Origin of the sequence: [Clostridium] aerotolerans DSM 5434, assembly GCF_000687555.1 — a bacterium.
GTDB classification, from domain to species: domain Bacteria; phylum Bacillota; class Clostridia; order Lachnospirales; family Lachnospiraceae; genus Lacrimispora; species Lacrimispora aerotolerans.
Genome location: NZ_JHWJ01000013.1, coordinates 40,153 through 52,857 on the forward strand (window position 1 = coordinate 40,153; position 12,705 = coordinate 52,857).

Here is a 12,705-nt window from a genome sequence, read left to right on the forward strand (position 1 = left end):
ATAAGATTCATAAAGGCAGCACGTAACAAATATTATACAAAAATAAATAAAAATAAAGCAGTGCTTTAAATATGAAACCATATGATGTTATTAATTAATTTTCTCAAACCATTCAGATGATATTGCTGTTATGGTTAGAAAACAAGCATTTTTAAGGAGCCTTACACATGAGTATGTGAATGATTTATCAATTAAACGAGAAAAATGTCGAAAATATTAAAAGTTTTAATGTATTTTTTATTGCAATTTGCTAAAACAATCAGTTACAATAGAAGCAATAAGAATAAAAGGTAACAAATTATTCATATAAAAGATAGAGGAGGTTTACACTGCTTCAAAATAATTCAAAAAAATCGTCCGTTTTCAGACAGAATATTAAGCCTTTGGCAGTAGACCGGGAGAATCCGGTCCGGATTATAATGTACAGGGAGGATTAAACAAATGGAATTCAAACATTTACCGGGTCTTACACCGGATGGAACCATCTATCATAACGTTAACATGGGAACCTTGGAAGCCCTGATCCCGTCAGGCTCTTATCAGTTTGTAAAAGCTCCATCTCTTCTGGAACTTCCGGGAGGAGATCTTTTGTGTGCCTGGTCTGCCGGTTCAAAAGAAGGCGGCGCAGACGAAAGCATCGTTTGTGCAAAACTGAAAAAAGGAGACGACCGCTGGCATCGGCCGGTAAAGGTATCCAGAGATTCCAAGCGCTGTGAGCAGAATCCATCCTTATTCCTTGGCCCGGATAATGCGGTATGGGTCGTTTACACGTCTCAGGCCGTGGGGGTGTCGGGGAAAAATGATACGAACCACACCGCCATGATTCGTTTTCAGAAAAGCTTTAATGGAGGCAGGACATGGGAAGATCCAAAAGGTCTTTTTCCGGATACGGGAAGCTTATGCAGCCAGCCTATCATCATGCTTAAGAACAAAAGGCTGATCTTCTCCAACTGGATCTCAAGAGATTCAAAAACAGGGTTATCCGGAGATCCAACGGTCTTTCGGATTTCAGAGGATGAGGGATCTACCTGGAAAACCGTATTTATGCCTGAGAGCCAGGGAAGGATTCAGGCGAACATAGTTGAACTGGAAGAAGGACATCTTATCGCATTTATGAGAAGCCGGACAGCAGATGCAATCTACCGCAGCGAGTCCTTTGACTGGGGAAGCACCTGGTCGGCACCCGTTAAGACCGTACTTCCAAACAACAATTCCGGTATCAGCGCACTTCGGTTAAAAAGCGGGCGGATCGCCATTGCCTATAACCATATTGCTGCAGACGGTGGGGAGGAAAAGAAAGAGAACGGTTGTCCCATTGCAGTGGCGCTGTCAGAGGATGGCGGCATTACCTGGCCGTTAATCCGGTATGTGGAGCTGGGAGAAGGTTATGCAGGAGCAGAAAATCAAATCAACAACAGGCAGTATGAGACTCCATATCTCATGCAGGGACAAAATGGGGACCTGCATCTGGTATTTTCCTATAATGGCAGGGCATGTATCAAATACATGCGCTTTACAGAAGTCGATATCATAGGTAAGAAACGAGCCCCGGAAGGTGAATAAGAAATTGGCGTCGGATGTATATCCGGCGTCTTTTTTTGTATACTAGAAGCTTGAGTTCCACTACATAAAAGTCTTTGAGGCTCTATGTTATTAAAAAAGTATAAATAATATAAAATAATGATAACGTTCGATATCAAATAAAAAAAAGATTTACATTGTTATCATTTTCCTATATAATAAATCATGGGAAAGGTGTGAGACTCGTGATAGGTAAACGTATTAAGACTCTTCGTGAGGAGAGGCATTTCAGTCAGGAAAAGCTGGCAGCGGAGCTGGGTGTCAGCCGAATGACGATTAATAATTATGAAAATGAGAAGCGGGTACCTGACATTGATTTTGCCAGACAGATGGCAGATTATTTCGGCGTGACCGTAGAATTTCTTATGGGGGGAACAGAATACCGTTACAAAAGGGACGAGATCATCTCTCTGAAACGTTCGGAAACTCTGTTCCGCATTATGGAAAAGCTTCCTCAGCCTGAGATTCAGGAGATGGTCTCTGCGCTCATTGAGACTTTGGAAAAGTCTGTGGAGCTTGAGATGGCAGATGATATCGTTCGTGTCATGAATCATTGCTGTTTACAGGTAAGAAGGACCTTATACGGCTTTGAGAATTTAAATGAAGATATCGTAACATCTGTAAAGGAATTAAAAAAACATTCTGTGCCGGAGGACGTCATTCGGGGAGCGGTGCATTATAAGCCTAGAGTGGTTTACGATGCCGCGTTTCATGCAACAAAGCGAATTGACGAGGAGCTTAATCGTTGTGCAGAAATTATGGAGAGAAAGCTTGAAAAGGTTGTTGGGGAGGAGCTTAAGAAACCCGTGAATGATGCGCTTGATTAAAAGGAGGATGATGGAGTGGAAAATTGGTATGAAGCCAGTGTGTCCAAAACACTAGAACATTTTAATGCAAACGAAAACACAGGTCTGTCAGAAAATGAGGCAGTTAACCGCCAGAAAACATACGGAAAGAATGAATTTGATAAGCAGGAAAAAACAAGCCTGATCAAGGATATTCTTCATCATTTAAAGGATATTTCTACGATTATCCTGTTGCTAGCCGCGTTGCTGTCCTTAGGCATGGCGCTTAAGGATGGCCATGGCTTTATTGAGCCGGTGGTAATCGTATCCATTGTTATACTGAACCTGGTTCTTGCTATCACCCAGGAACGAAGTGCCGAAAAGGCGTTGGAGGCATTGACCAGCTTAAACTCGCCGGATTGTATCGTATTAAGGGATGGCGTACAAAAAGAAATGGATACCACGGAGCTGGTTCCGGGAGATACTATTCTCCTCCAGCTTGGAAGCATTGTTCCAGCCGATGCAAGACTTATTACTTCAACGAATTTACAGGTAGATGAATCAGCGCTGACCGGTGAAAGTGAGCCTTCCGAAAAGAATGCAGACCTGCTTCTTCAGGGTACGGTACCCTTGGGAGACCAGCTTAACATGGTATTTTCCGGCTGTCACGTGACCTCCGGTCATGGTGTGGCTGTGGTCACTGGAACTGGAATGCATAGTGAGATGGGTAAAATCGCGGGATACTTAAATAACTCCCAGAAGATTAAAACACCGCTCCAGAGACGTCTTGAAAAAGTAGCAAAGTCCATCAGTATGATCGCCATAATTGCGGCGGTACTGCTTCTCGTCATTGGTCTGTTACAGGGAGAATCCTTCTGGTCCATGGTTACCCTTGCGGCAACGTTAGCAGTAGCGGCGGTACCAGAGACATTAAATCTGATCGTAACATTATCTCTTTCTCAGGGTGTTAAAAACATGGTGAATAAAAATGCCCTGATTCGTAAGCTTTCCGCAGTAGAAACTCTTGGAAACACATCCGTAATCTGTTCCGATAAGACCGGAACCTTAACTCAGAATCTTATGACCATTGAAAAACTCTGGATACCAGGGGAGGAACCCTTTGGAGCGGAGGAAGAGTTTGGTCAGAAGGAAAAAGAGCTCCTTACAAGATTCGCCCTGGCAAGCAATGCAACGGTTCAGATGGAAAACGACGGGACCATGACCATCATGGGCAATCCAACGGAAAAAGCCATTATGAGACTGCTTCACGAAAAAGGCTTGTCAAAGCAAAGTATTTCAGAACAGTTCCGCCTGGTGGGTGAGATTCCATTCTCATCAGAACGTAAGATGATGACCATTGTTTTAGAGGATACTTCCGGTGGTTATATCATTTTGACCAAGGGTGCTTTGGACCGTCTGCCTCTTAATAAATTCGATGAGAGAATGGAAGAAGCAGTTTCTCATGTTCATGAGCTGTTTGCGAAGGAAGCATTACGAGTACTTGCTCTTGGAATCAGACACGTGGATGAGATGCCGGATATGGACAGACCAGAGGAAATTGAACGGGAGCTTACCCTTTGCGGACTCATTGGTTTAATTGACCCGGCAAGGCCGGAAGCGGCTCAGGCTGTGGAACGGGCTAAGATGGCAGGAATCAGAACCATTATGATTACTGGAGACCATGCAGTGACTGCCAGTGCCATTGCTAAGAACATCGGAATTCTTGGAGAAAATGAAAAAGTATTAACCGGACAGCAGTTAAAGGATATGTCCGACGAAGAGCTTTGCCGTGACATCCATCATTACTCCGTTTATGCCAGAGTATCTCCTGAGGATAAGATCCGTATCGTAGAGGCATGGCAGGAAAATGGAGAAGTGGTTTCCATGACCGGAGACGGAGTCAACGATACCCCGGCATTAAAGGCCGCTGACGTTGGAGTTTCCATGGGACGTACTGGAACAGAAGTGGCAAAGAGCGCTTCTGACATGGTATTAACCGATGATAATTTTGCAACCATTATTGATGCGGTATCCGAAGGACGAAATGTATATTCTAATATCCGAAAGACGATTTACTTCCTTCTGGTCTGCAATATTTCTGAGATTGTTATTATGCTGGTAGCCCAGCTAAGGGGCTGGGGAATCCCGGTCACCCCTATTATGCTTCTTTTGGTCAACGTACTGGGAGATGGTATCCCTGGACTTTACTTAGCCAGGGAACGTTCAGACCCACGTCTTATGGATCGTGAACCTATACGCAGAGATGAAGGCTTCTTAAGCGGTGGTCTTTTAACGGTTATCATACAGCAGACCATAGCCTGTTCCGCAGTCGTACTGATCGGATATTATATCGGAACCTTCTGGGTGCTTCCGGGAAACCTTGGACCATCTCAGGCAGTAGGTCAGACGGTTGCGTTCTTAATCTTAGGCTGGACCTCAATTCTTCATTTATTTACGGTCCGCAGCAGAAAATCTATCTTTAAGAGAACTCTTAGGGATAATCCACCGGTGGTCTACAGCACCATGGCAATGATTGCCGTATTCAGCTTCCTTGCGGCGGTACCTTCCGTTGGAAAGATCTTTGATTTAACAGCGATTGGCGGATATCACTGGCTGATTGCAGCAGGACTTTCCCTGATTCCTACCATCGTCGCTGAGATTGGAAAATTCATTGACAACCAGACTAACATCCGTGAGATTCGTGAATACAGACATCGTGTGATCCGTCATAAGATCAAAAGGGATGATAGTTTCTAAATAAAAAGTATCAAGATTCCAGTAACGGGGTCCGGCTCATTTTAAGAGCCGGGCCCTTGTTTCATTTTATTATGATACATAAGGAATCATGGAAAGGAATAAGATAAAACAAGGAAAAATAGTAGATGGAATGACAGATGTTAAATTATCTTTGGGCGTTTATGATCCTTGTCGGGGTCTTATGGGGAGCATTTCAGGGGAATTTAAGTGCGGTAACAGACGGTGCTTTAAATTCCGCAAAAGAAGCAGTCATGTTAAGCATAACCATGCTGGGAATCATGTCCTTTTGGACTGGAATTATGGAAATCGGGCAAAAGTCCGGCCTTATTGAGAAAATGTCAAAAAAAATGGGACCGATCCTCCGATTCCTGTTTCCAAGAATCCCGGAGGACCACAAATCTCTTACTTACATAGCTACCAATATCATTGCCAATATCTTAGGACTTGGCTGGGCGGCCACTCCGGCGGGATTAAAGGCAATGGAAGCTTTAAAGGAGTTAGAGGATGACAGAAGAAAAGAGGAGAGCCAGGGAAAAAGAAAAGGGAAGAGAAAGCCTGTGGCAGAGGGAACGGCGAACAATGAGATGTGCAACTTTCTGATTCTTAACATTTCCTCCCTCCAGCTGATTCCCGTTACCATGATTGCTTACCGGAGCCAGTATGGAAGTATTAATCCCACAGCCATCGTAGGACCTGCGCTGGCGGCCACCTTATTCTCTACTTTGGTTGGAATTGCGGCATGTAAGATTTTAGACCGATGATAAGGTTAAATGGTTTCCACCCTCCTTTGCGGCGAATTGGCAGGGGCAGTTCAAAAGTACAATCACGGCAAAATAAACAGGTATTTAAGTTTAAATAACGTTAGATCATAAAAGTGTGAGCCAAAAGGAGAGGAAGCTATGAAAATGAAGGTTAAAAAAGTAATTAGCCTTACACTGGCAGCAGGTCTGGCAGTGGGATTGATTGCAGGCTGCAGCACGGGGAAGGAAAGTGGAAGCGCGAATGAAAAGAAGAATGTGACCCTGACCTTTGGAAGCCACCAAAGTGGACTTCCCACCTCTGGAATTGTACAGGAGCTTGCAAAAGACTTTGAAACCGAATCAGGAATTAAGATTGATTTTCAGATTTCTCCTGACGCTCAGTGGAGGGATTTAATCAAAGTGAAAATAGATTCCGGTGAAGCACCTGATATCATATGTGTAGACACTCCCATTAGTCTTGCATCCAGCCTACATATGGATCAGTACTCCGTTGAACTGACAGATCAGCCATGGGTGAGCCGTATTGAAAAAACAACACTTGCTGCCGTTAGCGTAAAGGATAAGGTTTATGGAATTACATTTCCAGGGGCAAAGATGTATTTCTATCTGTATAACAAGGATATCTTTAAGACCCTGGGGCTCTCAGTTCCCACTACATATAAGGAATTTTTTAATGTCTGCCAAACGCTTAAGAATGCAGGTTATACCCCTATTTATGAGGCTACCACCAACGGCTGGCATCAGGTGCTGCCTCTCTTTGAAACCGGTGGATTGTGGCTGAATCAGGACCCTGATATGTATGAAAAGTTAAATGAGAATAAAATAGATCTGGACGGAATCCCCTCACTTTTGACCATTATAAAGCAGCTGGATGAATGTGCAAAAGCCGGTTACTTTGGGGAGGATTACTTAAGCAATGCATGGGAGAATGCAAAGGAAGCCATGGCTACAGAGCGTTGTGTCATGACCGTTGCAGAGCTGGGATTTCGCGGTCAGATTGAAAAGGAATATCCGGATTTCAAGGCAACGGAGAAATTAGGTGCGTTTGTTATGCCTTGGGGAGATAATCAGGAAATTGGTGTGAACCCTGCAAGCAATGCCTACTTCATTAACAAAGACAGCAAATACAAAGAAGAAGCTAAACAATTCTTTGATTTTCTTGCAAGACCTGAAAACCTGCAGAAGCGGCTGAATGGGCAGCCAGAATTAAGTGCTCTATGCTGGCCGGAAATCACAAGCAAATACACAAAGGAGGATCAGGCATTTCTGGATTCCTTAACAAAGGCAAATGTGGTGCAGACCTCTGTTAATTATATTGACAGCCAGTGGATGGATGTAGGAAAGGACCTGGAGGGAATGTATACAGGCGCTTTGACCCCGGAGGAGGTTTTAAAGACCATTATGGAACGACGTACAGAGCAGGCGAAGCTGCAAAAGGATCCGGGCTGGGTGAGAAAATGATGAACCAGAACAAATTATATCCCTGGTATTTTGCCGGAGGAGCGGCCTTACTCTTTTTCTTGCTGTGCTTTGTACCGGGTATGTTAGGAATTGCTTTTTCTTTTACGGATTGGAATAATTTCAGCAGTGAAATACATTTTGTGGGCCTTTCCAATTATAAAGCAGTCTTTCTAGAAAATTCGGAATACTTAAAATATATAAGCAATACCCTTATATTTACGGTGGTTACAACTATTATGAAAACCGTGGTGGGTATGGCTCTGGCACTCTTATTGACCCAGAACTTTATCCGGTTTAAGAATTTTCACCGAATGGTCATCTTTTCTCCTCAGGTAATGTCTTATCTGGTTGCAGGTCTCGTATTTAGAAGCATGCTGCATCCCACCACAGGCTTTTTAAATAACTTTTTAAGGAGCCTATCCCTTGACTGGCTGGCGAAAAACTGGCTGACGGATTTACATATGGTATTTCCTACCGTAATGGCCGTTGATACCTGGAGGGGCATGGGATACATTATGGTGGTGGTAATTGCAGGACTTTTATCGGTTTCCCCAGAATATTATGAGGCAGCCAGTATAGATGGTGCCAGCTTTTTTCAGAAATTCAAATCCATTACCCTGCCACTGTTAAAGCCTGTTCTTATTAATGTCACAGTCCTTAATGTGACTTATGGACTTAGAGTATTTGATATGATTTATTCCCTTACCAACGGCGGCCCGGGTAATGCCACCGGCGTTATTAATACGGCTGTTTACAAGGAGTTTTCTAAAGGCAACCTTGCCATGGGAACTACCTTATCCAGCATCCTGTTTCTGGTGGTTCTTAGCCTGCTATATTTTATTATTAAGTCCATGGAACATAAGGAGGTGGAGGGGTAATGGGAAAAGCCGGAAAAGTCATAAGCTGCATTCTTTGCAATGCAGTGGCAGTGCTGACCAGTCTGATTGTCATCATACCTTTGGTTGTTTTGTTCTTAAATTCCTTTAAGACAGCCGGTGAGGCAAACAAGATGACCTTATCCCTTCCAAAAGAATGGATGTTTGAGAACTATGGTAGAGTTATCGAACAGGGAAAACTGCTTTCTTCCTTCTTAAATGGACTTTTGTATGCAGTATTCAGCGTTGTGATTGTAGTGATCCTGGTGTCAGCGGCTGCCTTTGTGATCTCAAGAAATCCAAAAGGCATCAACCGGTTTCTCTATTATTTTATCATCTCAGGAATTGCCCTGCCTATCAATAACGTAGCACTTATGAAGGTCCTTCAGGTGCTTCATCTGGTCAATACACAGCTGGGAATCATACTGCTTTATGCAGCCATTAACATCCCCTTAAGCCTGTTTCTGACCTATGGATTTATAGGAACCATACCCAGAGAGCTTGATGAAGCGGCAGTGATAGATGGCTGTAAGCCCGGTCAGTTGTTTATTAAGGTAATAGCACCCTTAATGAAGCCTATTGTATCGACCTTATTTGTTCTTGACTTTATGGCTGTTTGGAATGATTTTACCATGCCTCTGTATTACCTTAATAATTCCAGAAAATGGCCCATGACCCTGGCGGTCTATAATTTCTTTGGTGCCTTTGAGTATTCCTGGAATCTGGTGGCAGCTGATATTATACTTACCCTGGCTCCGGTGCTGCTGGTATTTATCATTGGTCAGAGGTATATTGTAGGCGGCGTTTCCGCGGGTTCCGTAAAGGGATAAAATTTCACCAGAGTGTATGAGAAATTATGTGAAAGGAAATGGTGGTTGGTCATAAGATTGAAAAAAAAGACGATAAGAAGATGAGAAAAAGGCTTAAAAAAAGGGATGCCGCACTAAAAAATTGTGGGGCATCCCTTTTGTAAATGCTCAATTACTTATTTAGTATTAAAGGAACAGTTCACTACATTTGCCCCTACGATAACGTCTTTGTTCTTTCCGCCGCTTGAGATACATCCGCTAAAGTTGTGCTTACCGGAGTTTGGAGCCTTGGGGAAGTTAAAGTTTACGTTATTGTTGTTTCCGGTACAGTTTTTAAGGGTAACTGCTCCGGTATTGTTGTTCTGGTCAAAGCCTCTTGCTTTGTTGCCGGTTGCAACGCAGCCTTCCAGATAATGGTTGTCAGCTGTGTAATTACCGCCAACCTTAAAGCCCTGTCCATTGCCATTGTATTTTCCGTTATAGGAAGCTTCACTATTGTATACTTTTACAGCATTTCCTGCAGAGTAGAAGTCAAATCCGTCATCGGAATTATTTAAAGCGATACAGTTCTTAAATACGTTTCCAGGTCCAATGCTTAATTTGGCTGCAAAACCGTCTGCGTTCTCGCCGTTTGTTTTCTTGTCATAGTTATAGGTGGAGGTAACCTTAGTGATCGTATTATTAGATGCGCCATTGCTCATCTGAAGACCGGTATCTCCGCATTTGGTAATAAAGCAGTCTTTTACCTGGTTATTGTTGCCGCTGATGTGGATGCCGTTATCTCCGGCATTCTGAATGGTCAGGCCCTCAATATACCAGTAATCTCCTGTGATCTGGAAGCCACGGGAGCTGTCTGCATATGGCTGGCTGGAGAAATCTACCACTGGCTTCTGCCCATTATAGTTTACGATCTTAATGGGGGCGCTGGAGCTTCCCTTGGCACTCAGCTTAAAGGTAGTGGAAGAGGAATGGGTTCCTCCCATTAAGTAAATGGTGGTGCCTGCGGATGCTTTTGAAATGGCCTTGTCAATGGTCTTATAGGGCTTGTCCGCGGATTGACCGCTGTTGGAATCGTTGCCGCTTGTGGATACATAATACGAAGCTGTTGCTGCATTTGTTGTAAGCGGGCCGAAGTAAGCCAGACTTGCCACCATAAAACAGGTTGTGATGATACTGGTAATGCTTTTTCTTGTTCTCATATAATACCCCTTTCTTTATATCTAGATTCCAGACCAGTTATTTGGTCCGAATGATCCAGCTAAGAAAATCACAAAGATGTAAATGTTTGTGCATAATACATAAATTCATATTAAAATATCAAACGACAGTTGTCAATAATTAAATGTAATATCTTGCCAATTATGCAAAAATGGAATACACTTGTTAAAAAAACGTAAAAAAATAAAAAGAGCGGGGAAAGATATCTGTTTTTAACAAATACCGTTCCGCGCTCTGAATGGAGCTGTTTCTTTAGGAAGAAACCTGATCCTTGTATTCTTTTAATGCCTGGGAAAGCTGATCCGGACAGGACGTAGGACGAAATCCGCACTGAATTCCTTCCAGACGCTTAATCGCCTCATCCACATCCATTCCTTCCACAAGCCTGGATACGCCCTGAGTATTTCCTGAGCAGCCGCCGACGAACTGAACCTTAACTACCTTGTTATCTTCCACTTCAAAACTGATTTCCTTGGAACAAACGCCTCGTGTTTTATAATTCATGATTGGTACCTCCAACTCCTTATGCCTGTCACGTGTAAACAAACTAAATTATAGTCAAACCGAGAGGTGGTGTCAATAGCGCTTTTCAAACAGGAATAAAGACGTTATAATATATATAATAGAAGAAATACAAATAAAGGAGGAAATATATGTTAGGAATCATCGGAGCCATGGATGTGGAAGTGGCAGAAGTAAAAAAATCTATGGAGAACGTAACCGTAAAGACCATCGCAAATATGGATTTTTATAAAGGAATTTTAAAAGGAAAAGAAGCTGTTGTGGTACGCTGTGGGATCGGAAAGGTGAATGCAGCCATCTGTACCCAGATTCTTGCAGATCATTACCAGGTAAGCGCAGTGATCAATACAGGAATTGCAGGTTCTCTGAAAAATGAAATCAACATTGCGGATGTAGTCCTGTCTACGGATGTGGTACATCATGACATGGATGCAACCGGCTTTGGCTATCCTGCCGGACAGATCCCACAGATGAAAGAATTCTCTTTTGCGGCCGACGAGGGGCTTCGAAAACTGGCTTATGATTGTTGTAAGGAAGTTAATCCTGAGATTGGAGTTTTCATTGGAAGAGTGGTTTCAGGGGATCAGTTTATTTCCGACAGGGTTAAAAAAGAGTGGATTTCAAAAACTTTTGGGGGTGCATGTACGGAAATGGAGGGGGCTGCCATAGCCCAGGCCGCATACTTAAACCATATCCCATTTTTAATCATCAGAGCGATCTCAGATAAGGCGGATGACAGCGCAGATATGGACTATAGCGAGTTCGAACCGCTGGCTGTGAAGCACTCCGTAAACCTTATTTTAGCCGTTGCCGAAAGGTATTCATATTAAGTTCAGAATCGAATCCTGGCAGGATTTGACGAACGATTCTAGGCTCTCTCATCTTCCCAAAGCCTTTCCGGGTGTTTATAATAAACCTATCACCCGGGGAGACCGGGCAAGAAAGGGGAGCTATTATTATGCTGGAATTTTTACAGACAGGCAAAGCGTTATACGTGCTCGCAGCATTTTGCGGTATTGGTGTTATCACCAGATGGCTGACACGTAACCTCTACAAAAGATTGATTAAAGAATCAGATAACCTGACACTTACGAAGAATAAGAGTCTTCGTGCCTTTAAGCAGAAGACGGAATCTACATATCAGTTAAACCAGGGTATCCCAAGAATCAAGCCTTATCTGGAGCGCCAGATGTATGAATTCAAATGTATGGGAGTCACACTCCACGGCTGGAACATATTCTCCAATCAGATGACACTGTGGTGTTTTCTGGTAGGCGGCGGTGCAGCCTTTGCTTCCTATTGGTATCGTACGGATCCGTACTATATCGTATTATATGGTTCCGTTGGAATTATGGCAGGACTCTTTACTATATTGGTAGAGCATGGAGCAGGAATTTCAGAAAAACGAATGCAGCTATTTGCGGCACTTGACAACTATCTGGAAAATATCCTGATTTACAGGCTGGACCAGGAGAGAGATGATTTAGATGCAATGTCGGGTCCGCATTTGGAGCCCCGTGAAAATATAAGATCCATTTACTCCCAGGGAGGGAGAAATGCTGTAGAAGCAACCCAGGAGACCGAGTCAAAGCCGGATCGAAGAAGTGGACGGCAGAGATTAAAATCGGAGAGGCCGGAAAAACCAGTAAGAAACCGTCAGGTTGCCCAAATGGAGCAGTATGCCGATGAAATTGGTCCTCAGATGGAAAAGGTGGACAAGAAGTCCTCGGAGGCAGTGGGTTCCAGACGAGATGTAGATTACTTAAAACGAAGTCTGGAACAGATTGCGGCAAGCCGGGAAAAGGAGAGAACCAGCCGGGCAGGAGAGGACTGGCTTAAGGATTTAAATCCCGAAGAATTAAAGCTGATCGGAGAGATTCTTCAGGAATATCTGACGTGAACATTTGGCAGCCCCAGGAAAATCATGTCGCAAATG

11 protein-coding genes are annotated in these 12,705 nt (G+C 43.5%); 9 read left to right on the forward strand and 2 right to left on the reverse strand.

Annotated features, from left to right (window positions below):
* Positions 1-441: 441 nt before the first annotated feature.
* The 7 genes from T546_RS0116495 to T546_RS0116525 all read left to right on the forward strand — a co-directional run bounded on the left by T546_RS0116495 (position 442) and on the right by T546_RS0116525 (position 9,050).
* Positions 442-1,563: a sialidase family protein gene (locus T546_RS0116495; protein ID WP_026892571.1), complete on the forward strand. Its 1,122-nt coding sequence runs from the start codon at positions 442-444 to the stop codon at positions 1,561-1,563.
* Positions 1,564-1,766: 203 nt separating this feature from the next.
* The gene (locus T546_RS23805) at positions 1,767-2,408 is read left to right on the forward strand and encodes a helix-turn-helix domain-containing protein (protein ID WP_034599707.1); all 642 of its coding nucleotides are present in this window, start codon (positions 1,767-1,769) and stop codon (positions 2,406-2,408) included.
* A 15-nt stretch (positions 2,409-2,423) separates the two neighbouring features.
* Positions 2,424-5,123, forward strand: a complete 2,700-nt coding sequence (locus T546_RS23810; protein ID WP_051629914.1) for a cation-translocating P-type ATPase — start codon at positions 2,424-2,426, stop codon at positions 5,121-5,123.
* 137 nt (positions 5,124-5,260) lie between these two features.
* On the forward strand, positions 5,261-5,884 hold the full coding sequence (locus T546_RS0116510; protein ID WP_026892572.1) for a nucleoside recognition domain-containing protein: 624 nt from the start codon (positions 5,261-5,263) through the stop codon (positions 5,882-5,884).
* Between the two features lie 138 nt (positions 5,885-6,022).
* Complete coding sequence (locus T546_RS0116515; RefSeq protein WP_026892573.1) at positions 6,023-7,345, forward strand: ABC transporter substrate-binding protein; 1,323 nt, start codon at positions 6,023-6,025, stop codon at positions 7,343-7,345.
* Positions 7,342-8,223, forward strand: a complete 882-nt coding sequence (locus T546_RS0116520) for a carbohydrate ABC transporter permease (RefSeq protein ID WP_330371942.1) — start codon at positions 7,342-7,344, stop codon at positions 8,221-8,223. The genes T546_RS0116515 and T546_RS0116520 overlap by 4 nt, the downstream gene beginning before the upstream one ends.
* On the forward strand, positions 8,223-9,050 hold the full coding sequence (locus T546_RS0116525) for a carbohydrate ABC transporter permease (protein WP_026892575.1): 828 nt from the start codon (positions 8,223-8,225) through the stop codon (positions 9,048-9,050). The genes T546_RS0116520 and T546_RS0116525 overlap by 1 nt, the downstream gene beginning before the upstream one ends.
* A 155-nt stretch (positions 9,051-9,205) precedes the next feature.
* Here the strand turns inward: T546_RS0116525 and T546_RS23815 are convergent, their stop codons facing one another.
* Positions 9,206-10,228 carry a right-handed parallel beta-helix repeat-containing protein gene (locus tag T546_RS23815; protein WP_034599709.1) on the reverse strand — a complete coding sequence of 341 codons (1,023 nt, stop codon included), beginning with the start codon at positions 10,226-10,228 and terminating at the stop codon, positions 9,206-9,208.
* 271 nt (positions 10,229-10,499) lie between these two features.
* The gene (locus T546_RS0116535; protein WP_026892576.1) at positions 10,500-10,751 is read right to left on the reverse strand and encodes a TIGR03905 family TSCPD domain-containing protein; all 252 of its coding nucleotides are present in this window, start codon (positions 10,749-10,751) and stop codon (positions 10,500-10,502) included.
* Positions 10,752-10,900: 149 nt separating this feature from the next.
* Here T546_RS0116535 and T546_RS0116540 point away from each other — a divergent pair, with 149 nt between their 5' ends.
* The gene (locus T546_RS0116540) at positions 10,901-11,599 is read left to right on the forward strand and encodes a 5'-methylthioadenosine/adenosylhomocysteine nucleosidase (protein ID WP_026892577.1); all 699 of its coding nucleotides are present in this window, start codon (positions 10,901-10,903) and stop codon (positions 11,597-11,599) included.
* Between the two features lie 128 nt (positions 11,600-11,727).
* Positions 11,728-12,669 carry a hypothetical protein gene (locus T546_RS0116545; protein ID WP_024837947.1) on the forward strand — a complete coding sequence of 314 codons (942 nt, stop codon included), beginning with the start codon at positions 11,728-11,730 and terminating at the stop codon, positions 12,667-12,669.
* The last annotated feature ends 36 nt before the right edge of the window (positions 12,670-12,705 follow it).